Annotated in this window: 19 protein-coding genes; 13 read left to right on the top strand and 6 right to left on the bottom strand. The window is 59.5% G+C overall.

Features of this window, described 5'->3' with window-relative positions:
- Positions 1 to 98 precede the first annotated feature (98 nt).
- Positions 99 to 1,883 carry a VirB4 family type IV secretion system protein gene (locus DESMU_RS02425; protein ID WP_013562007.1) on the bottom strand — a complete coding sequence of 595 codons (1,785 nt, stop codon included), beginning with the start codon at positions 1,881 to 1,883 and terminating at the stop codon, positions 99 to 101.
- A gap of 101 nt (positions 1,884 to 1,984) precedes the next feature.
- Here DESMU_RS02425 and DESMU_RS02420 point away from each other — a divergent pair, with 101 nt between their 5' ends.
- Both DESMU_RS02420 and DESMU_RS02415 read left to right on the top strand, forming a co-directional pair.
- Positions 1,985 to 2,248 (top strand): hypothetical protein, encoded by a 264-nt coding sequence (locus DESMU_RS02420; RefSeq protein WP_013562006.1) that lies wholly within the window; start codon positions 1,985 to 1,987, stop codon positions 2,246 to 2,248.
- Positions 2,249 to 2,264: 16 nt separating this feature from the next.
- Entirely contained in the window at positions 2,265 to 4,166 is a 1,902-nt protein-coding gene (locus DESMU_RS02415; protein WP_013562005.1) for an ATP-binding protein, read from the top strand.
- Between the two features lie 37 nt (positions 4,167 to 4,203).
- Here the strand turns inward: DESMU_RS02415 and DESMU_RS02410 are convergent, their stop codons facing one another.
- The gene (locus DESMU_RS02410; RefSeq protein ID WP_013562004.1) at positions 4,204 to 4,779 is read right to left on the bottom strand and encodes a DUF996 domain-containing protein; all 576 of its coding nucleotides are present in this window, start codon (positions 4,777 to 4,779) and stop codon (positions 4,204 to 4,206) included.
- Between the two features lie 114 nt (positions 4,780 to 4,893).
- On the opposite strand from DESMU_RS02410, the gene DESMU_RS02405 reads away from it, so the two are divergent.
- The 7 genes from DESMU_RS02405 to DESMU_RS02380 all read left to right on the top strand — a co-directional run bounded on the left by DESMU_RS02405 (position 4,894) and on the right by DESMU_RS02380 (position 12,564).
- A complete protein-coding gene (locus DESMU_RS02405; protein ID WP_013562003.1) occupies positions 4,894 to 6,486 on the top strand; it encodes a PKD domain-containing protein in 1,593 nt (530 codons plus the stop codon).
- A 5-nt stretch (positions 6,487 to 6,491) separates the two neighbouring features.
- A complete protein-coding gene (locus DESMU_RS02400; RefSeq protein ID WP_048813436.1) occupies positions 6,492 to 6,719 on the top strand; it encodes a site-specific integrase in 228 nt (75 codons plus the stop codon).
- A gap of 316 nt (positions 6,720 to 7,035) precedes the next feature.
- Complete coding sequence (locus tag DESMU_RS02395; RefSeq protein WP_013562002.1) at positions 7,036 to 9,081, top strand: hypothetical protein; 2,046 nt, start codon at positions 7,036 to 7,038, stop codon at positions 9,079 to 9,081.
- 361 nt (positions 9,082 to 9,442) lie between these two features.
- Positions 9,443 to 9,580, top strand: a complete 138-nt coding sequence (locus DESMU_RS07160) for a hypothetical protein (RefSeq protein ID WP_187286342.1) — start codon at positions 9,443 to 9,445, stop codon at positions 9,578 to 9,580.
- A 518-nt stretch (positions 9,581 to 10,098) separates the two neighbouring features.
- Complete coding sequence (locus tag DESMU_RS02390) at positions 10,099 to 11,025, top strand: hypothetical protein (protein ID WP_013562000.1); 927 nt, start codon at positions 10,099 to 10,101, stop codon at positions 11,023 to 11,025.
- On the top strand, positions 11,022 to 11,879 hold the full coding sequence (locus tag DESMU_RS02385) for an ATP-binding cassette domain-containing protein (RefSeq protein ID WP_013561999.1): 858 nt from the start codon (positions 11,022 to 11,024) through the stop codon (positions 11,877 to 11,879). Before DESMU_RS02390 ends, DESMU_RS02385 begins: the two co-directional genes overlap by 4 nt.
- Positions 11,845 to 12,564, top strand: coding sequence for a hypothetical protein (locus DESMU_RS02380; RefSeq protein ID WP_013561998.1), 720 nt, complete (start codon positions 11,845 to 11,847; stop codon positions 12,562 to 12,564). Before DESMU_RS02385 ends, DESMU_RS02380 begins: the two co-directional genes overlap by 35 nt.
- Before the next feature lie 469 nt (positions 12,565 to 13,033).
- Here DESMU_RS02380 and DESMU_RS02375 read toward each other — a convergent pair whose 3' ends face one another.
- Positions 13,034 to 14,314: a hydroxymethylglutaryl-CoA reductase, degradative gene (locus DESMU_RS02375; RefSeq protein WP_013561996.1), complete on the bottom strand. Its 1,281-nt coding sequence runs from the start codon at positions 14,312 to 14,314 to the stop codon at positions 13,034 to 13,036.
- Between the two features lie 61 nt (positions 14,315 to 14,375).
- Between DESMU_RS02375 and hypA the strand changes: the two genes are divergently transcribed.
- Positions 14,376 to 14,765, top strand: a complete 390-nt coding sequence (gene hypA / locus DESMU_RS02370) for a hydrogenase nickel incorporation protein HypA (protein WP_013561995.1) — start codon at positions 14,376 to 14,378, stop codon at positions 14,763 to 14,765.
- Positions 14,762 to 15,487 (top strand): P-loop NTPase, encoded by a 726-nt coding sequence (locus DESMU_RS02365; RefSeq protein ID WP_013561994.1) that lies wholly within the window; start codon positions 14,762 to 14,764, stop codon positions 15,485 to 15,487. Before hypA ends, DESMU_RS02365 begins: the two co-directional genes overlap by 4 nt.
- Here the strand turns inward: DESMU_RS02365 and upp are convergent.
- Positions 15,452 to 16,141, bottom strand: a complete 690-nt coding sequence (gene upp / locus DESMU_RS02360; RefSeq protein ID WP_048813435.1) for a uracil phosphoribosyltransferase — start codon at positions 16,139 to 16,141, stop codon at positions 15,452 to 15,454. The two genes, DESMU_RS02365 and upp, sit on opposite strands and share 36 nt — an antisense overlap.
- Positions 16,142 to 16,187: 46 nt before the next feature.
- Positions 16,188 to 18,332 carry a DEAD/DEAH box helicase gene (locus DESMU_RS02355; RefSeq protein WP_013561992.1) on the bottom strand — a complete coding sequence of 715 codons (2,145 nt, stop codon included), beginning with the start codon at positions 18,330 to 18,332 and terminating at the stop codon, positions 16,188 to 16,190.
- Between the two features lie 74 nt (positions 18,333 to 18,406).
- Here DESMU_RS02355 and DESMU_RS02350 point away from each other — a divergent pair, with 74 nt between their 5' ends.
- Positions 18,407 to 20,371 (top strand): molybdopterin biosynthesis protein, encoded by a 1,965-nt coding sequence (locus DESMU_RS02350; RefSeq protein WP_013561991.1) that lies wholly within the window; start codon positions 18,407 to 18,409, stop codon positions 20,369 to 20,371.
- Here the strand turns inward: DESMU_RS02350 and DESMU_RS02345 are convergent.
- The gene (locus DESMU_RS02345) at positions 20,368 to 20,826 is read right to left on the bottom strand and encodes a 4Fe-4S ferredoxin (protein WP_425358432.1); all 459 of its coding nucleotides are present in this window, start codon (positions 20,824 to 20,826) and stop codon (positions 20,368 to 20,370) included. The genes DESMU_RS02350 and DESMU_RS02345 overlap by 4 nt on opposite strands.
- Positions 20,827 to 20,895: 69 nt before the next feature.
- Here DESMU_RS02345 and DESMU_RS02340 point away from each other — a divergent pair, with 69 nt between their 5' ends.
- On the top strand, positions 20,896 to 21,711 hold the full coding sequence (locus DESMU_RS02340) for a carbon-nitrogen hydrolase family protein (RefSeq protein WP_013561989.1): 816 nt from the start codon (positions 20,896 to 20,898) through the stop codon (positions 21,709 to 21,711).
- The last annotated feature ends 92 nt before the right edge of the window (positions 21,712 to 21,803 follow it).

The following is a 21,803-nucleotide window of genomic DNA, read 5'->3' as shown; positions in this document are numbered from 1 at the left end:
GCGTGGCGGTGTTCCTGAGCCTCAGGGGGCCGATGAGCCTTTCATCCATGAGTGACGCCTCCTCCAGGTATATGAAGCGGTGGAGCCGGGCCTCCAAGCTACCCTCCCCCCGTTGAGAACTCTTCAAGCTCCTCCCTTGTCGCAGCCACCTGGATGAAGAGGCGTTTACCCCCGGCCTTGAGGAGTCCCCGGCCCGGCGGCGCGTTAACCAGTGAGTCTGCCTCGGGGTCGCTCAGCCTGTACACTGCTTTAACCGTGTCCCTCCCCTCGGGCTCCTGCCTCAGGATCAACGCTGTAGCAGACTGCTCGAGTATGCTGCGCCCCTGCGGGGTTCTCGCAAGGTCCTCTGCACGCTGGGTTACATATATGAATGCCGACCCATGCTTCCTCCCCCTTCTAGCTATGTTTTCAAGGAGCCCCATGATGGATGGGGTTTCAAGGAAGAGCCATGCCTCATCAATGAAGAACACTGATCTCCGGGTCCTGGAGAGCAGCTTATTATATGCGTAGACGCTGATCAAGGAGCTTATCAAGGCCTTCAACCGCTTAGACCTCACCTTCCCCAGCCCGAAGACCGTTGAACCCTCGAGCCTCGGCAGCCTCCCAGTATACACGTATACGTCGGGCGGGGCAGTAGCCCCCTCCAGCAGCCTCCTCAAGGAGCCCTCCAGCGACTCCACGAAGCCACCTATGTCCCCGGCTACCTCCGCCTTCACGAAGAGCTCCCTCCTCAAAGCCCCGTGGAGGCGGGGTGGCACAGCGTAGAGGTCTGCGAGGAGATCCGCCACCTGCCCGAGCTCGAGGACGCCCTCGGAGAGTAATCTAACAGGGTCTAAGCCGAGCTCCTGCCCCTCCACTATTTCAACCGGTGAAGCCCCGAGGAGCCCCGCTATCCTCGTGTACTCGGACTCCGGGTCGACGCCGACATACGTGATGCGTTTATCCATCTCCCTCAGCCTCTTCAAGAACACCTTGACCGCCATGGATTTACCGGCACCGGAGACCCCGAGGATCACGAAGTTCAAGTTGGGCTTGCTCCAGAGGTCGAGCACCACGGGGGACCCGGAGGCCGACACCCCTAGGAAGACGCCCTGCTCGTCGCGCAGCTCCTCGTCGACCAGGGGGAAGAAGGATTTAAGCGAGTAGGTGTCAGCATACTTTTTCTCAAGCCCGGCGACCCAGCCACGGGTCTTAAACCCGTAGAGATCCAGCTGGATGGGCGGTGCATCAGCCTCGAGGCCGTAGCTCTTCAAAAGGTTTTTCAACACGCCGGCCGACTCCTCAAGCCCCCTTAGGCTGGGAGCGGTCACCGTTAGCATCAGGTGGAACTCGTAGAGGTCAGCTCCCTCGATAACCCTGGATGCCAGCTCGCCGGCTAACTCGACGCTGGCCTCCTCCCTGGCACCGAGGACCCCGAGCCTCCGCCTCCTCACGGAGTCAGCCATGGAGAGAGCCCTACTCCTTGAGACACGCTTAAACACCAGGGCGACCTCGTCGCATGCTGTGAGGAGAGCGTATGTGAAACCCTCTGGGAGGCTTAAAGGATACTTGTAGACAACGTAGATCCTCGCAAGCCTCCCGTCATCCAGCATCATTGTTGAAGCACCCTTCAACCCTGCTACACGGGGCCTCAAGGGCTCAGCCCTCACAGCGTTGAACCCTGAGAGATCCAGGTTGAAGGGGGCTAGCGCATAGTACTCGTAGCGTGAGGCATCGAACACGTAGTCCCTGTACCTGTACTCCTCCCGGAGCCTCCTGGATAAGACGACGCCGCTCCCGATGACGGATAGGAGTGAAGCCCACTCGGAGAGAACGGCATCCCTCTCCCCGTCGCTCAACGTGAAGAATGAAACCCCTTTAAGCCTCCACCACGAGTACTGCATCAACCACACCCCTTCAGATGGGTTGCCGGGGGTTAAATAGGGATGGATCCAGCCCTCCTTATTTGACGCCCCGGGCAATGGCTCCACAGCGGTGTGGATCCATGGGGTTGAAGCACGTAGCCCTATACTCCATACCCGTCACAGTTACACCTGAACCCCCGCCAGGCATAGGTGAAGCCGTTTCAAGGATACTTAGCTGGCTCTACTGGCTTGCATGGATGGCTGTCGCCGGGGCAGGCGTCTACGGTGTCTTGAAGACTGTGATGGGTGACACGGAGGAGGGTAGAAGGCTCATCCTGGGTGCTGTCGCAGGCGCAGTGCTCCTCGCATTCCTCTGGGTGATAATCTCAGCCCTCGTCTCATAGCCACCGGTGGGCAAGCTTGCTCTACCACGTGCTCCCAAGGATAGGGGTTGAACTAGACCCCCGTGTCCTAGGCTACAGGTTCACATACTGCCTCGAGAACACTGGTAGCCGGCTGCGAGTCTACCTGGAGACCGAGACCCCTAGGGAGGCGTTGTCAAGGTTCCTGCACGTGGAGGAGTACGATGCATCACTGCTCCACAGGGAGCTGGGTTCAAGGCTATATGTCTCCGAGGCAAGGCTCAGGTCTAAAAGAGACTTCTGGCTCCACGACACCGTTATACGGGGCCTACCCGACCTCGCCTCCTCGCTGAAGGCCCCCGGCCTCATGTGCCTGGGGTTCTCGAGGAGCCGTGTGCTTGAATCAATATACTACTCGAGGGCACGCAGCCTCCTCAAGCATGCGGGGCGCAGGGACCCCGCCCTCAGGGCTGAAGCCGGAGCCATAGTGGAGAGGGCTGGGAGAGGCGTGTGGAGTATTAGAGTGCTCTGCGCGGCCGGGAGCAGGCGGGTTCTCGAGGAGTGCGAGGAGAGATTATCGAATGCTTCGCCGACAGCCCTGAAATGGGTTAGAGGCGTCGTGGAGGATCCAGGGGGCCTCGCGGAGAGGTTGAAGCCGCTGGAACCAGGCATCCTAGCCCGCCTCGCACCCTGGGGTATACCGGTTGCCTGCGGCAGCACAGTGTACAGCATGGTTGAGCTGCCTGATCCAGGCGTGCACCCAGTTGGCTTCACGAGGGGGAGCCCCCTCCCCGACGCTGTCCCCGTGAGGAGTGAAGGAGACTCCTTCAGGATAGGTGTAACGGAGTCCGGGAGGGAGGTTAGACTAGGGATCCGGGATCTAGAGAGACACGTATACGTTGTCGGGCAGACGGGGAGCGGTAAGACAAGCCTCCTCAAGCTACTCGTCCACAGGCTGCACGGGCTCGGCGGGGCAGCCATCATATTGGTCGACCCCCACGGCGACATGTCAAGGGAGCTCGCCGGGGAAATACCTGGAGCAGTGTTCCTCGACCCTGTTGACGCGCCATACGGCGTCAACCCGCTGGATCTCCCGAGGCACAGGGACAGGGAGTACGCTGTCTCAGTGGCAATAGATGTATTGCTAACCGTGTTCCAAGAGGTGTTGAAGCTGATGAGCACAGCTGTGAATGTGAGATACCTGCTACGCGTCATCCTGAGAGCCCTGTACGCTGAAAGCGACTCCCCCACCATGGCGGACGTCTACGAGGCCATCCTAGGGCTCTACAGTGGTAGACTAGTGCTCGGCGACCCAGGGGACCCGGAGTGGAGGAGGCAGCTCGAGGTCTTACGGAGCATGCAGAGGCAGACACTTATCTCAGCGCTCTCAAGGCTGGAGCCATACGCCAGGGACGGCTTCCTCAGGAGGCTCACGAGTAGGACAACAATAGATGTCGGTGGAATGCTTTCACCCGGCTCCCTCACATTGTTCTCAACGCCTAAAGCAGTGTTAGGCGAGGATCTCGCCAGGCTCGTAGCCTCCACCGTTGTTTTAAAGATCTGGAGCGAGGTGCTTGCAAGAGCAAGGCTCGGCGAACCCAGGACACACGTGTTCCTCGTGATCGACGAGTTCCAGTTCGTAGCCGACCTCCCAGTAGTCGACACAATGCTATCCGAGGCAAGGAAGTACGGGCTACACCTCGTAATAGCACACCAGCATACAGGGCAGCTCCCAGGCAGCCTCCTCCAGTCAATACTCACCAACACAGGCGTGAAGCTCGTCTTCCAGGTAGCCGGTGGAGACGTTGAGAAGCTCAGCATGGTGGACGCCGACTTCTCGAAGCAGCTCTCCAAGGCGTTGACATCCCTGGCGGCAGGCACAGCTGTACTCAAGCTCTCCGCGGGTCCAGGAGAGCAGCCGCCCCCGCCAATCATGGTGAGGCTGGATAAACCCAGCTAACCCTCCGGTACACCAGGGGAGGAGGGGTGGGGAAAAACTATGGTAGAGGCGGGGGAGCCTGGGCTGCCTGAGGCTGCTCCTGTGCAGGAGGCTTCGCTGAGAAGAAGGCTATCGCCGCTATTATCCAGGCGACCAATAGTATTATGGCGCCAACCAGTATTATCGTTAAGACAGCGCCGATCAGTATGAGGAGGCCGGCGGTGCCGAAGAGTTTCTCACCGGATTTAGCTGCCAGCGTGTCGAAGGATTTCCTGAAGAATACTGCCGCCACCACTAGGAATATGAATAACACTACTAACCCTATGAATAAGCCGGCGAGGAAGCCGAGGCCGGCTCCCATTTCATGGAGCCCGCCGCCTAAGCCCAGTCCGAGTCCCATGCTGAACATTGATGCACCGATCAACACTATGAATACTACGAGGCCTATGAACTCTATTATCACAGCGTACAGTGCATTGGTGAATATGGTGTCATCCCGGTATGCTTCAGACAGTCCTTTCAACCCTATTAGTAGCAGTATCAGGCCTATCAACGCTAGGATCGGTGTGAAACCGCCTATCGCCAGGAGGATTGCTCCAACCCCAGCCACTATTTTACTTGTCTCGTACTCCAATTACTACACCTCTACATATTATTGCTGCATCACAGTATTTAACCTTGATCACTGCTTGGGACACGTGTCCCTCGCTATTAGACCCCAGGGGGATCCAGGGGCCGGGTGCCCTGGATGGATGCCTCACTACTCCTAGGCTACGTGGACTGGGTTCTCTGGGCCTCTAGCACGGCTGTGATAGTTTTATCCGTGGTTAGACATGCCTCAGGCTCCAGGGATGCGGGCAGGTGGTTTCTAGCCGGGTTAACAGGGCTCCTGATAGCCGGGTTCGCCGACGCGGTTGTGAACGCGCTGTACGGCGGGGACACGGGTATCCTTGGGTCCCTGCCGTATGGATGGGTTTTCCCAGCTGCCTCACTAGGGTTAACGCTTACAGGAGGCCTCTACATAGTGTCAGGGAGGCTTGAGGAAGGCGTGTGGCAGGTTCTAGGAGGCCTCCTCGTCGTCGGACTCGGGTTAATGGCCCTCTACCTCGCCGGGGGAAGGGTCGGCGGCTTGGACAGGGTGCTCTACGTCTACGTGTGGAGTAGTAGGCAGGGCTACTTCACCGGGGAGGCCGTGAACATCTCGGTTGCAGTGTCTCCCCCGGTGGACACCGTGGAGTACGTTGTCTCATGGGGCGACGGCGTGGTGGAGCACTACACGGGGGGAGCCGCCGTCAACCTGAGCCATGTCTACGCCTCCAGCGGCGCCTACACCGTGGTGATCAATGCTTCAGGCGGCGGCTTAACAGGGTTCAACAGCCTCGCGTTGAGCATCAGTGATAAGCCGTGGACGCCTCCATGGCCCTTCGACATAGTTGTCTCACCGGTTGCAGGCTTCTTCAACTCCCTCTGGCAGGCTTTGACAACCCCTTTCAACCTACAGCTCCTCACCACGTCGCCGAGGCTTGAGGAGGGCTCCCCTGAATGGGGCCTCTACACAGCGGTGTTGGATGCGTCTCTCACCGGGCTGGGCTTCTTCCTGGCTTTAAGGCTCATCCAGGCCGCTGTGAACGGGGATGCCCGGGGCTTCATAGACTCCGTTAAGGAGGCACTGGTGGCCGTGTTGCTCTCCCTTACAGCCCCCTACATATATAATGCCTCCGTAGACATCCTCAACGCGTTATCCATGAGGATAGTGCAGGGCGTTGACCCAATGCCCTCAATAGCTTCAGCCCTAACCCTTATCTCCACAGGGGTCATCCTAGGCTTCTTCATCCCGGCCGCAGCCCACCTAGCAGCACTCCTCACACTCATACTCGCTGCAACAGCCGCACTAGTGGCTGTAAGACACTGGCTCACGCTCTCAATAGCTGCGTCGACACCCCTCTTAGCCGTAGCATACCTGCACCCGGGTCTCAGGGGAGCCGTGAACAGGGTGATAGGGTTGTGGAGCGGCCTCGTGCTCGCCGGCCCTCTCTCAGCGGTCTTCATGAAGACCTGGAGCCTGCAGGTCGGCGGCCTAGGGCAGGCTGTAACAGGGCTCCTAGTATACGCCATGCTCCCAAACATCATGGGTCTCCTAGGCGGGGGAGTAGGAGGCGCAGCCGAGAGGATCGGGCTATTCTTCTACACTACTGCGTTAAAGATTACAGGAGCCTCGAAGACGAGGAGCCAGGGAGGCATGGTGCAGCCGAGGCCACAGGATACCGGGGAGGGCAGGGTGAGGCTACACACGGGTAGAGGAGTGGAAGGCTATGGGAGGCTACGTGTGCAAGGCAATTAATCCACGTGGATGACGCGGGCTACGAGGTCAGCGTGGACAGGTCTAATGTGAGCGTTGGGGAGAGGGTTAGAGCCGTCTTGGAGAAGCAGCTGATACCCTGGCTCCTGGCGAAGGAAGGCGTAAACCCCACGATAATCGCCAAGATAACCGGGCACAGGAAGCTAGACAGGATACTACACTACACCTCTCAGGTAGCAGCCGAAGACATCTTAAGCAAGCTCGGAGGCGTCTAAGCATGAAGGAAGCCACCGTAATAGCGGCCGTGGGCACACCCATAGCCGTGCCCTAAGCCGGCTTGGAGCGTTATGATGGGCAACACAGCAACCTACAAGGACTACTGCTGCACGGGAGACAGCCATCAATTGATTCTACCCTGACTATTCTCAGCCTGTATGTTTAGTAGTCTATGGAAATAGTGCATGCACGCGTTGATGGAACGTGATATATAATATTGCACAGCCGGGGGTAAGCCGACTACCCGTGCCACACCGGGCTCCTGCAAGGCATAAATAGTTTCACGCATACATTAATAATATTGGTGGCGACAACATGAGGAAGGCGCTCGTGGCTACCTTGATCCTCCTCGTGTTCTTGGCGTGGCTCGCGTGGGGAGGCGGGCTCAGGCTGCTCGCGGGGCTCGCGCCGAGGGGCCCCGCGGGGTCGACCGCTACCAGCGGGACGGGCACCCACGCGACGCCAACGGTTACGGCGACGCCCCCGTCGCCTCCGCCGTCCAGCCTGAACGGGACGCTCCGCGTGCTCGACGGTGAGGCGCTGACCGCGAACCTGTGGTCGAGGATGCGGGATGTTAATGTATCGGAGGTCAAGCCGTACATGGACTGGCTGCTCGCCGCGCTGGGCCCGAACCCGGCGGGCGCGATGAGGGTCGAGTGGCGCGAGGGCAACGAGACGCTCGCTCCGGAGGTGCGCGTCTTCGACACGCGCGTCGGCTGGGGGCAGCCCGCCGGCTGGGGCTACGAGCCGCCCCGCGACGTTAAGCTGGTTAGGATGGGCGTGGTCAGGCTGGCGTTCGGCGCCGTGCTCGTGGTCACCGCGTTCTACAACGGCGGCGGGATAGACGTCGTGATACACGGGGCGTTCGCCAACGCGTCCGCCTACCTCGACCTCTTCGAGAGATCGCTGGCGATAGCGGACGACCGGTACGTGCCGCCAGGCTGGCTCCGCAACGACCCGTTCTACACCATAGAGCACGCCGCCGGCGAGGTGAGGAAGGCTGTCTCGGGCTGGGCGCTGTGGCGCGTCGAACTCCCCGCCAGCGACGGCGCGGTGCTGGAGGCGGGCAGTGCGTCCTACCGCATCAACCGCGTCCTCCTCCTGCTCGAGGAGCCGGTGGCGAAGCTGGAGTCGCGGATGAGGCTTTCCGACTACTTAGAGGAGGGCAACGGCACGGTGTCGAGGATAACCTTCGACAACGCGCCGTTCTCGTGGACGCCCGACCTCGGCTTCTGGGTCGTCGTCGGCCACCCCGCGTTCGCTCTCGCCGTCAGGCTGACGCACCCGCCGGGCCACGACCTAGACGACCTCTACTCATACTGGGTGCCGCGCGTGACGCTCGACGTGATCCTCGGCAACGCCTCGGGTCGCGTCGTGGGGCTGATGTCGCCGATGGTTCCGCGCTACCTCGACGGCTACGTGTGCGGCGGCGCGTCCACATCCACCGCGCTCTTCGCGTCCTCGGCGCTCGGCGCGTTCGCGTCCGTGTTCCTCTTAAGCCCCATGCCCGACCCCTCCACCGGCCTCCCGGTGCCCCACGCGATCTCCGTGCTCCACTACGCGAGGTACCGGCTGAGCATCTACGCCCAGGCCTACGACGTCGACGGCGACGGCGCCGAGGACGCGATAACCCTCGTGGACACCGCGAGCCTCCCCAAGGAAACCGTCCTCGAGAAGCTGGAGAGCGTCACCAAGTTCTACCCGGGCATCGGCACCCCCACCATGCTGTACACGGGGATAGCGAACGCGACGCTCGCGCTCCCCGCGTGGCTGAAGGCGCCGTGGCTCGACGCGATGCTCACCAGGGCGCTGGCGCTCAGGCCCGCGATAGTGCCCGGCAGCTGGATGGGCAACATCGTGGATGCCGCGCCCGCCAACCTCGCGATGACCGCCGGCAACACGGAGACCGCCCGCGTCGCGATGGAGCAGTACAGGTGGGTCGTCGGCGACCCCGACTACCTCGCCTTCCTCGACTCCATATCCCGCCGCTTCGAGCCCCCGTCGCTGGTAAGGGGAGCCCTGCCCGCCGCGCTCGCCGCCGCCCCGGTGGTCTACGAGGCCCCGCCCGCCCCGAGGATACTCGTGGTCGAGGCCGAGAAGAAGGAGGACGTCCAGACCGGGGTCGACGAGCACGGCAGGCCGGTCGGCTACGCGAGGTACGAGGCCGACGCCGGCGGGCTCAACATCACGCTGCACATCGGCAACTGGAAGAACCCGAGCGAGTGGGCGTTCGCCGTCTACGTGAACGGCGAGCTAGTCTTCGAGCACAGGTGGCGTCCCGACGACCAAGTGAGGGGCAGGGAGTTCTACTACTACGTCCACCACGGCGGCACCATCTACTACGTGTTCGTCAACTGGTAGCGGATCCCTTTTTCCCGAACCGGGTGCCCGCGCCGTGCACCGATTATGGTGCAACGCGCGGAGGAGGAAGCCGATCGATAATAGCCCGCCGGCGACGTGCCCAGCCTAGGTGCCGCTCCTGCCGGCGCGCGTCACCGACGCAACGCCCGCGGCGTTCTACCTGCGGCAGGCACGCTGGAGGCCGGCATGGTGCAACGTGCAGAAGTGGAAGCCGATCCCTAGCCAGCACCGGGATCCCGCGGGCCGCGGGGCCGGCGCGCGACCCCGGGCGATCGGCCCACTCTTCTGCGCGTTGCACCATAGTCGCCCCGCCGCGGCGGGAAGCCTTTAAGAGGAGGCCGAGCATAGTGATCGACCGTGGGTGATCGCCTTGAGGCGCACCGGGCGCGGCTTCAGGGGCGTCGCGGCGGGCACCGTCGTAGCCGTCATAGTGCTCGTCGCAGTCGCCGCGTACGGAATGGTCAGGCTCACGGAGACAGCCTCGCTCTTCCACCGCTAGCGGGGGGTCTCCGCCGGAGCCCCCGCGGCGGGCGGCCGGCGGCGTGCCGCGGGGCGGGATCGTTCCAATTGAAGAGGGGAGGGGATCACTGTGTGCGGGCCGTTTATTCATTGCACATGATCTGGAGGGATCATGTGCAATGATCCACGGGATCATGTGCAATCATTCGCCCCAACCCGCTACACCCCTCCGCCACGGCCGACTCCCCGGGGGCCCCGCCGCAACCGGGACCCGCCCGCCACGGCAACCCACGCTGCCACGGCCCCGTCCACGCCTCTCCGCCACCCGGCCGGGATCCCCTAAGGACATGGATCCCGAGCACGTGGAGGCCGGGGTCCCAGGGGGAGTGAGCCCAATCCAGGGCCTAGCGGGGGAGAGATCCGGCTCACAAGCCGTCTCTGGATAAGTTTTTAAACTCTGCTGGGTATACGTAGACGGGGAAGGCATGTTCGGCAATATAGTGCTACAGTTGATTCCAACAGCTCTTAGCTTCATATTGAAGTGAGTGGTGTAGAATCATGAGGGCGGGCTCAGGAGTATATGTCCTTTTCTCAGCCCTCTTCATGGCGATACCGCTTATCCTGTCTTCTTACCCGTTGCTCGGGTTCTTCCCCACCTATGTTGCAAGCCCTCACGACTTAGAGCCGGGCACGAGGTTCACATATTACGGGATCGTGACGGATCCGGGGTTCGTGAACCATTCCTCGCTTCACATAGTCGAGGCCGACGTCGCTTACCTGGGCTCGGACGCGTACGAGGTCAACCTCACGCTGTACGAGCTCGAGGGTTGGATGCACGTGGGCATCAGACCCCTCAGAGAAGGCGGGTTTTCGTTTACCGCGGAGAATGTAACGGTTCTGTGCAACGCTCGCGTGCCCCTGAGCTACCAGAACAGCTCCTTTGCGAGGCTGGCCACACCCAAGGCAGGAGAGGCCACCGTCGCCATTTATGGAGGCGTTGCCTACAGGGACTTTAAGAGAGCAGGCTTCAAGGGGCGGGGCTTCTTCAGCCTAGCCACCCCGGAGGCTTACCTGGGCTTTGCCAGGACTTATGAGGCCGAGGTCGTTGACCTCTCGACGAACGAGAGCCTCGCCGACCGGATAGGTCTCCCCATATTCGTTCGCATGGGCGACCGCTACCTCGCCACCGACATGATACTGGTTCACCCGGCTATCCCGCAGACCTTCTTAAACGACTTCGGCTCAGCGTGCCCCGCACTGAAGAGCACCCTAGAGCAGTATTTTAAAGACGTCGAGGAGAAGAAAGGCGGGATCCCAATCCCTCCTCGGGAGGAACTCTTCTTAGACTACGTGAGCCACATCCCCAGCGATCAGGCGTGGGCTGAGGCCTTCTGGGACAATTTCAATGTCGCACTGTTCCCCGTGTCGTATGTATTCGTGGCCGCCGGCCTTGCACTGCTTATACTGAGGTTGAGGAAAGCATGATGCTTAGAGTCGAGAAGCTGAGCAAGCGGTTCGGCAAGACATGGGCCCTTTCCGAGGTCTCCTTTGCTTACGAGGGGGCTAGGATCGCTGTCCTCGGGCCCAACGGCAGCGGCAAGACCACTTTGCTCACAATACTGGCGGGGCTTAGGTACCCGACCACGGGCAGGGCGCTCGTAAACGGTATCGAGCCCTATGTCGAGCGCGAAAGAGCCGTGAGAGCTATATCCTTCATGTTCGAGAAGCCGCGTTTCAACCTGGGCATAAGGATTAGAGACATCGTCAAGATACTGAGCGAGGATAGGGGCTGCGGCGACGAGGCCGAGAGCCTGGCTCGCTTACTGGGGCTCACGGAGTTTTACGATGTGAAATTAGCTGGCCTGTCCTCGGGGCAGGCGCAGCTGGTGGGTATATGGGCCTCTCTGGCCTGCTGGGATGGAGTAGTCATAATCGACGAGCCCTTCGCACACCTAGATATCCGCAGGGCGGGAGTGCTGGCGAATCTCATCAGCAGGAGGTCGGACATAATCTTCACCACTCACACTCCCGAGGAGGCGGAAGCGCTCGCCGACTACATAGTGATATTGAACAATGGCAGGGTGGTGTGGGCCGGCACCAGGGATCAGCTGGTGGCTCGCGACGTCTTCGAAGCGTACCCTCTCGGAGACAAGCAGCGATCGCTGGGTCTCCTCGAAGAAGAGGAATGCAGGGTTGTAGCCGACCTGGGCTTGACGGTCATTGTGACGGGATGCAAGGAGGAGGATCTGGCGGGGCTCGTGAAAAGAGGCGTGATCTCCGGGTTCAGGAGGGCAGGTGTGAGGTATGTATATGCTGGGAGGAAACGTGAAGAAGGTTAAATACATAGTTAAGTGGTACCTGAAAAGCGGGCTCTTCCACCCGCTCTCCCTAGCATTGATCGCTGTGATAGCCCTCAGTCTCCACTCAATCCTGAGCACTTATGAGGGTGACATGGAAAGATCCATGGTGCCCCTTCTGGAGTACCTCTTGCTCCCAGTGTACGTTCTGGCTGCCGGGCTTCACATGATCGGAAGCCCCTTGGTGGTGGTCTTCGAGGTCAACATGTTCAAAGACTGGAGGAGCCTGTTCGCTGCCAAGCTGGCTTCCTTTACACTATCCCTGGCGCCTTTAGCAGCTGTGTTGCTGCTGGTCGCCTACGCCTCAGGGGGCGACTACTTAGTCGGCTACTTGCTTCTCAGGCTTTTAACATACATCTCCCTTTTCGCCCCGGCACTACTACTGAGAGACCAGAGGGCCGCCCTGCTGTACTTCGTGGCGGTCTTCATGCTCGTGCCCATAGCGGCACCCATAGTACTCACCAATGAGGTGAGTGCTCGAGGAACAATCGACGCACCCCTAGCACTGTTCTTTTACTTCACGTCACCCCTGACCATGGTTCGGTATGAAGGGCATGTCGATGTCTCGCTGCCTACTGCCTGCACGGCCGCGCTCTTCGCCTCGGCATTAATAGTGATAGCCTCCGCAAAGGTGTTTGAGCACTTGGAGTACGGGCTGGAGCACTAACTACCTCCGGGGCAGGAAGAGACCCACGGCGGAGCGAAGCAGTGGGCAATGCACTCGAGGAACGCGAGGTAGCGGGCGTCACCGATTATCCACCTGTAGCTCTGCAGGGCGGAACGGGCGGGCTCGCAGATATAAGGAGTAGATCCCCGTACTGATAGCATCTGACCTCCTCCCCGCCCTAAAGGGGGTTTTCCTTTAGGGGGTTCACTGGTTCCCCGCATCTGTTCGGGGCTACATCCGTCATCTGCGGGGCAGTCGGGGTGGTCAGAGACCCCCATCTGGGCTAGGGGTCGTGGCGTCTCCACGGGCTCGGGGCTAACCCTGAAGACAGCGCACAGGGTTAGGAAACCCTCACCGCCCATAGGGGAAGCACCCGCTTCTATTATACTACAACATTTTTAAACTTAATATCCCCGCCTTGAAAGGCGAGGCTTCCGGTTGTAGCCGTTTGGGGAATGCGGGGTTCATCCTAGTCTAGTGGCTCGCCTCTAGCGGCTTTTTCAACGAGTTCTTTGGCGTAGTCATACCTGATCCTTCCATCCTTGACCATTTTCTCCGCAACCCTGTCTATGAGGTCGCCTGTAGCGCCCGCCATTATGGCCAGGTTCCTGGCGTGCAGCCTCATGTGGCCTTTCTGAATACCCTCGGTGACAAGGGCTCTCAGCGCGGCTAGGTTCTGGGCGAGCCCTACGGCCGCCATTACTTCAGCGAGCTCTCTGGCTGTTGAGACACCCAGTATCTTCAAGGCTATCCTGGCTACAGGGTGGACTTTAACCGCTCCCCCGACGACGCCTACCTGGAGCGGTATCTCCAGGCTCCCGGCTAGCAGCCCGTCCTGCGTCACCTCCCATCGGCTCAGAGGCCTGTATACTCCTGTCCGCGCCGCGTACGCGTGTGCACCCGCCTCTATAGCCCTGTGGTCCTGGCCTGTTGCAAGAGCCACTGCTATCACACCGTTCATTATCCCCTTGTTGTGTGTGACAGCCCTGTAGGGGTCTATTTCAGCGAGGATCGATGCCTCCATTATCTTTCTTGCGACATCCATACCTCCTACCTCGTCAACCGGTGTGGCAGCCCATGCCCTTGCAACCCTGTAGACCGCGTGGTTTGAAACTATTCTCAGCCTTGCCTCTCCCCCGGTGATCTTCTCGAGGATCGGTGCCACTGCTTCAGCCATGGTGTTCACGGTGTTAGCCCCCATTGCATCCCTCACGTCTACAACCAGGTGGACGACTATGACGCCGCCTAGGGCAGGGTGCTCGAGGACCCTTACCTCCAGGTCCCTGGGGCCTCCCCCGTACTTTAGGAGCGTTGGATCCTGCTGTGCAGCGTGCTCGAGTATCTCCTTCTTCCTCTCAATCACCCTCATGGCCTTGAACCAGGGTGAGTCGACTTTAACCAGGTGTATCTGGCTGATCATCTCCTGCCTCTCAGCGTTAGCACCTATCCCCTCCCCGTGCCTCAGCATTCTCGCAGCATTGCTGGCAGCCGCCACGACGCTGGTTTCCTCGATGACCATGGGGATTAAGCGTTCACGACCATTTATCAGGAAGTTTGTTGCCACGGCGAACGGGTATGTCATGCCGCCGACAACGTTCTCTATCATGCTGTCAGCTATCTTCTCAGGGAGGTTGCCTAGGTTTCCAAGCGTCTCAAGCTCCTCGCCTGTTAACCCAGCCCACTCCCCGACAATCCTCCTTCTTTCATGAATAGGAAGCTTGTAGAAGCCGGGTATCCTACTGCTACTCATATCCCTGCACCCTCAGCGTCTTTATTACGGTGCCGCTAAATAAATATAGCTGGGTGCAAGCATGGTTCACGAGTGGGCTCTAGCGGAGTCCATAGTGAACTACCTGGTCGACCAGGGGCTTAGAAGGATCAGGGTTCTCAGGCTGAGACTCGGCCTCCTGCAAGGGGTTGACAAGGAGGTCCTATTGTTCAGCCTGAGGGAGGTGGCGTCGATGCAGGGCGTGGAGATAGGGGAGGTCGCCGTGGAGGATGAAGAACCAGTCTTAAAATGCAATACATGCGGCTACACCTGGAGCATGCCTGCCTCAGCCCTGAGCGATGAGGAGCGTGAGGCAGTCCACTTCGTCCCCGAAGCCATACACGCGTTCACCAGGTGCCCTAGGTGTGGGAGCAGGGATTTCACGGTTGTGAAGGGTAGAGGAGTATCCCTGGTGGAGGCGGTGCCTGGTTGACCGGGGACCCAAGGCTCCACAACGCGTTGAGGAACCTCTCGCAGGCTGGGAGAGTATACGTGGTGCTGAGCACTAAGGGGGGTGTGGGGAAGACCACTGTAGCAGTCCTCCTAGCCCTCCACGCGTCGAGGAGGCTTAAAGCAGGGTTAATGGATGCTGATCTAACTAATCCATCGACACACATACTCCTCGGCATAGACCCCTCAGCCGTCAAGTACCGTGAGGAGAAAGGGATAGAGCCCTATAGGATCAACGGCTTAAGATACGTCACCATGGCCGCCTACACGGGTGAGAAGCCGCTGCCGTTAAGGGGGAGGGAGGCTGGTGAAGCCCTAAGGGAGCTGCTCGCCATCGTTAAATGGGGTCCCCTAGACATCCTCCTCATAGACACGCCGCCGGGCGTGGGCGACGAGCACCTCGACCTACTCTACTCGTTGAAAAACATTGTTAGACCCCTTGTCGTGGCAACCCCCAGCGTGCTCTCAGTGAGAAGCGTTGCAAGACTCATCCAGCTCCTAAGGGAGGCTGGATACGGGTGGATAGGCCTCGTGGAGAACATGGGTAGCGGGGTGCTCCAGGGTGAACCACTCCTCCAGGGCGCAGACTACCTAGGCTACATACCGTTCACACCGGGGCTGGAGGACTGCCTGCGGTCAAGAAAGGAGGCGTGCGTTGACCCAGCCCTACTAGACACCGTTGTCTCCAGGCTTCTCGAAGCCTAAGCCCAGCGCCGGCTCAAACACCATGTCGGCGCTGAGGCTCCTGTCGCCTGCATCCCCTATCCCGGGCACTATGAAGAAGCCCTTGTCCACAACGGGGTCTACTTCAACCGCTATAAGGGGTATACTGCTGAACCTGCTGTGGAAGACCTCCACCCCGTACCTTGACGCTACGACTGTAGCTGCTATTATGCTCCTACACCCCCTTGCCTCAACCTCCTCTACAACCCTGGTCATCGTCCTCCCGCTCGCCAGCGTGGGGTCGACGACGAGGGTAGTGTACGCTGAGAGGTCTGAAGGCATCCTCTCATAGTATAACTCGGCCTCCACCCTGCCCTCGCCCACAATCCTCCTGGCTGCAACAAGGCCTAAGCCAGCCCATGGCATTGCATCCCATATCCCGTGGACAAGCGGTATAGACGCCCCTAGAACCCCCACTATGTAGAGGGGTCTCGACGGGTACACTCCCTCAGCCCTCCCCATCCCGGACTCTATGAAGACCCTGCGCCACTCAAGGTGCCTTGAAACCTCGTACCCTATGATGAAGCCGAGCTTCCTCATGTACTCCCTGAACAAGCCCGGCGTGGTTGCAGGCTTCCTGAGTATTGAGAGATAGTACTTGGCTAAAGGGTTGTCTACGAGTATAAGCCTACCCATGACCCTCACACTGTGGATAGGAGGAGTCAACGGGTTAATAACCCTGCTAACCCTGCTTCAACCCCAGCTCCCTCAGCTGCCTCTCAACCTCCTCCGCTACGCGTTGCCCGAACCTCGGTAGGGATGCTATACTGGAGACAGGGGCTTCAGCGAGATCCCTCAGTGTTTTAAAACCGTGCTCTATGAGTATCCTAGCCCTCACCCTTCCAATCAACCTCAGTGAGGCTAGTTCAAGCGCGTCCTCCCTCACCCCTTTCTCAAGCCTCTTGGAGAGCTTGTCGAGCGCCCTGTAGAACGCTATGTCCCCCAGCACACCCTCCACGCGTGCAAGCGCATGGGTTATCCAGGCCGCTGTATCCCTCATACTGTAAAGGTCGCCGGGGCCCACCGAGTATTTCCCAACTATCTCGTCCTCCGATGCCTCATTAATCCAGTCGTAGAGTATCATGGCGTGGACGAATGCTTCAAGCCAGTCATCGTAGTCGACGCCCGCCCTCCCGGGCCCCGGTATAAGCCCCTCCCCGCTCATATCGAGGGCCACGTCCTCGAGGCCGGCTACCACCCTTCCCTGTATGTAGGGGGATCCCCTTTTGAAGTCAGGGGTCATGGAGACCACGTGGAGCAGGTAGAGGTCGAGCCCAGGGTTAGGGGGCTTTAAACCCCTGTACACGCTTATCGTCAAGGGGTCTAGGTAGGTGTAGGATGTAATCCTTCCAAGGGCTGAAGCCCTCAGGGAGCCCCCGGCCTCCTCGATCATCCCGAGCTCCGTGAGGAGCTTGACGGCTGCCTCAACCTTGCCGGCATAGAAGCCGGGGTCCCCGGACTGCTTCATGGAGAGGGTTGCTGAGAGGGCTTCCACAGCCTCCCTGGTGCTTGAGGCCTCGCCTGACGCCACTAGTGAGAGCACGTGTATCCTCAGGCTTCTCTCGCTGAGGAGCTTCCCTGCAACGGGCTCCGGGGAGCCCTCTATGTACTTCAATGCCTCCCTGCTGCTTGAGGCGTCGACTATTATGGATTCACCCTTCTCATCGAACCTCGGTCTCCCAGCCCTCCCAGCCATCTGCTTGTACTCTGAGACACTTATACTCACCTTCCTCCCCCTGGCGGGGTCATACCTCTTCACGGAGACCAGGACTCTTCTAGCAGGCAGGTTGACGCCTGCTGCAAGCGTGGGGGTCGCGTACAGGATCCTGATGAGCCTCTCCCTGAAAGCCTTCTCCACTATGCTTCTAGCGACACCCGAGAGCCCTGCATGGTGGAATGCCACCCCTCTCTTCATCAACTCGGATAACCCGTCTCTTTCAACCGATGTAGGGGCTTCCTCGAGCTCCCTGAGGAGCTTGGCCAGTGCGTCGCCGACGGGAGCCATGGGGAGGCGTTGAGCAGCTTTCTCAGCGTATTCTTCAACCCTCCTCCTGTTATGCGTGAAGACAAGGGTTTGCACGCCGAGTTCAACAGCGTTGTGGAGGGGTATGTCCAGGAAGGGGTCTCCCGTATCCTCCTCGACTGCCTCAGCCCTCCCCTCGGATGGGAAGACTATCCTCCACTCATGCTTCTCCAGGTATCCTTCAACCAGTTTAACAGGCCTCCACCCTGTGGCGACGAGTGTCGCGTGAAGCCAGTCGGCGAGCTCCCCCGGGTTCCCCACTGTTGCCGAGAGCCCTATCACTCTCACGCCTCGTTTAAGGAGCCTGGCGGCGATCACCTCTATTATGGGGCCTCTCTCAGGGTCCCCAACCATGTGGACCTCGTCTACGACGACCACGCTTACCCTTGGAAGCCACCAGGGCTTCAACCTGAGTATGCTGTCAAACCTCTCGTAGGTTGCGACAAGGATGTCGTAGCCGCCGAGGTGGTCTGCGGGCTGATCATAGTCCCCGGTTGAAACCCCCACTTTGACGCCGATTGACTCAAGCGTCTTGAACTCCCAGTACTTCTCGCTTGCAAGAGCCCTGAGGGGGGTCAGGTAGACGCCCATACCCCCTTTAAGCCATGCGTCGACGAGGGCTAGTTCAGCTATAAGGGTTTTCCCCGACGCCGTGGGGGCTGAAACCACCATGTTCCCCTCGCCCAGCAACCCTTTCTCCACTGCCTCGCTTTGAACAGGGTTCAGCTCCCTGATCCCTCTCTCCTCCAGGAGCCTCACATAGGCCTCCGGGAGTCCTAGTCCCCTTAGAGCAGCCGTCTCCATGGGGTATCACTGTGCAGCCACGCCAATACTTAATACCTGGAGCCAGGTATTTAGCGTGACGGGGGATGAGCTGCTTGTCGAGGAAGCTCTTCCACACGCTTCTCTCAATAAGCGAGGCGCTTGAAGCGGTTAAAGCAAGGATCCCTGTTTCACCGAAGGGGGTTGAAGAAGTAGGGTTGAGTGAAGCACTGGGGAGAGTGCTCGCTGAAGACGTCTACGCGCCCATAGACCACCCGCCCTTCGACAGGAGCGAGGTAGACGGCTACGCTGTGAGAAGCATGGATGTCGAGTGGGCTGACGAGCTCTCCCCAGTGGAGTTGAAGATCACCGGGGTAGTCGGAGTAGGGGAGGCGCCGGCGACCCCCTGCCGCCCCGGTGAAGCTGTTGAAGTAGCAACCGGGGCCGTGGTCCCCGGGGGATGCGACTCAGTGGTGATGGAGGAGTATGCGGAGGCCTCCGGCGGCACCGTGAGGATCTATAGGAGTGTGAGCCCCGGTGAAAACGTGTCGACAGCAGGGAGCGATGTGTCGGCAGGGGACCTCGTGCTTTTAAAGGGTACTAGGCTGAGCCATGAGCACATAGCGGTTCTATCAGGACTCGGGGTTTCAAGGGTAAGGGTCTACGTTAAGCCGAAGGCCGCAGTGTACTCAACGGGGAACGAGGTGGTTGAGCCCGGGGCCCCCTTACCCCTCGGCAGGGTTTACGATGTAAACGGCCGCCTCACAGCGTCATACCTCAGGGAGCTCGGCGTCGACGCGGTCTTCAAGGGGCTGCTCCCCGACGACTACGGTGAGTTGAAGAAGGCTCTCGAGGATGCCCTCTCCCAGTACGATCTCGTTGTGACAAGCGGGGGGACGAGCGCCGGGGTCGGCGACCTGGTCTACAGGGTTTTCGAGGACCTAGGGGAGATAGTGGTCCACGGGCTGAGGGCTAAGCCCGGTAAGCCGACGGTTATCGCTGTATCCAGGGGCAGGCTCCTCATAGGGCTCCCCGGCTTCCCGCTTTCATGCTACATGATCCTCAGGGGCCTCGTGAAGCCCATAGTGTCGCTTATGACGGGTGCAAGGGACATGGAGCTCGAGGTTGAAGCAGTGCTCCCCGTGAAGCTGAGGAAGCAGGTGGGCAAGGCCTGGCTGCTGCCGGTCTCACTGGTGGAGGGGCGTCAAGGGGTCTCAGCCTACCCGGTGTCGCTGAGCAGTGGGAGCATAGCGGCCCTCATATATAGCGACGGGTATGTTGAGCTACCCGAGGACACGGACACCGTGGAAGCCGGGTCAAGGGTAAGGGTCCGCTTGTTCAGGCCCGTGGAGCCGTCGAGCAGGCTCAACATCATAGGGAGCAACGATCCATTGCTCATGGATATCCTGGTTGAAGCCGGGCTAGCCTACTCGAGCAGGGTGTTGAACACTGGGAGCCTCGCCGGCTGGCATGCAGCCGCCAGGGGGGAGGCCGATGTAGCCCCAACCCACCTGCTGGACGAGGAGTCCATGACCTATAACAGGCCTTTCCTCAAGCGCTTCAACCTCGTGGATAAAGCGGTGTTGGTGAGGGGCTTCGACAGGCTCATAGGGATAGTTGTAGCGAAAGGCAACCCTAAGAACATAAGGAGTGTAGGGGACTTCCTGAGGGGCGACGTCAGGATCGTGAACAGGGTTAAGGGGTCTGGTGTAAGGGTCTACATGGATCACTTGTTGAAGAAGATTCTTGAAGCAGAGGGGAAGCCGTTTAAGCAGGTGGGTAGGCTTGTAAACGGGTACACCTACGAGGTGAAAACCCATACAGCGGTAGCCCTAGCCGTTAAACAGGGGAGGGCTGACGCCGGGATCGCATCAGGGTATGTTGCCGAAATGTTCGACCTGGACTTCATTCCTTTAACATGGGAGGAATACGACTTCCTGGTGCCAAGGGAGAAGCTGGCGAAGCCGCTTGTCGCATCCTTCCTGGAGGCCCTTAAGAGGAGGGAGCTCGTGGAGAAAGCGATGAGGTATAAGGGCTACTACAGGATACCAGGGGACATAGGGGAGCCGCTGCCACCCTAATCCACTGGTGCCCCGCCGCTGGAGCCCAGTAGCTTGTCAACCCTGTAGAGGAACCTGCTCGCCTTCACTGCTTCAACACTGATTTCACGGGGCTTCCCCTTGTATATGACTATATGCCTCCTGGCAGGGCACTTCCCCGAGATCTTGCAGACCTCCTCGAGCATCCAGTGGAGCTGCGTGCAGTGGAGGCTCCCGTCAACCGTTAGGACGGCGACCTCCTCGTAGCTGCCTCTCGCAAGTATCCCGGCTAGCTTGAAGCCAAGCATGTTCACGTGCTCGGCCTCAGGGCACGCTGTGAGAACCACGTAGCCCCCCTTACCCGCCACCTCCTCCAGGATCTCCCTGTGCTCTGACTCCACGCATCTCCCAGCGACCAGTATCCTCTTAGCCTCCCTGAGGATGGAGGCCTTAGCGTTCACGTCGATTAGCCTTGGGAGGATGTACAAGCACTCCACCCTCCGGATAATATCCCGTCTAACCGGTTAAATAGGTTTCATGGATCCATGCTTCACGAGGGGTGAGCATTGTCCTCTATCACCATAGGGCTGCTTCAAGCAGGCTTCGACGGCCTCCCATTGGAGAACGCGGGGAAAGCCGTTGACATGGTTAGGAAGGGGTTCAGGGAGGCGGATCTAATAGTCCTACCAGAGTACAGTATGCTGAACCCGTTTAAAATAGGGGACCCGGTGAAGGTCTACGGGTATGCTGAAACCCCTGTTACAAGCAAGTATCTCTCAGAGCTCTCGAGGCTTGCAGAAGAGCTCGGCGCCTTCATACTAGCCCACTTCATTGAGAAAACGGATACACCGCCCCTCACCTATAGTACGAGCGTGTTGATCACTGATAAAGGCGAAGCCATACCAGTCTACAGTAAAACACACTTATTCGACGCCTACGGCTTCAGGGAGTCAAGCTTCTTCAAACCCGGCAAGGGACCCGGGAGAGTGGTCTCGGTTAAAGGCGTTAAAATAGGGTTCACAATATGCTACGACCTAAGGTTCCCCGAGCTATACAGGCTCTACGCTCTCTCAGGCAGCGACCTAATACTCGTGCAGGCAGGCTGGGTGAAAGGCCCCTACAAGGAGGAAGCCCTCGACAAGCTGGCAAGCGTGAGAGCACATGAAAACACAGTCTACATAGCCCTCGCAGACCACGTGGGCGAAGCCTTCGTAGGGAGAAGCGGCGTCTTCAACCCATGGGGCCTCAGGGAACTAGACCTAGGCTGGAGGGAAACATACATGGAGCACGAAGTAGACGCATCACTCGTAGCCGAAGCGAGGAAAACACTCCCAGTCCTCGAGCAGGCGAAAGCCAAGTGGGAGATTAAACAAGCCGGCTAGAAGACGCAGACACCTAAACCCCCTCGACACCGGTGGAAACCACTCGACACACCATACTCAACTAGCATGCAAGCAACCGCCGGGAAAACACA

Origin of the sequence: Desulfurococcus mucosus DSM 2162, assembly GCF_000186365.1 — an archaeon.
In the GTDB taxonomy this organism is placed as follows: domain Archaea; phylum Thermoproteota; class Thermoprotei_A; order Sulfolobales; family Desulfurococcaceae; genus Desulfurococcus; species Desulfurococcus mucosus.
This window is presented reverse-complemented; position numbering and strand designations above follow the sequence as displayed.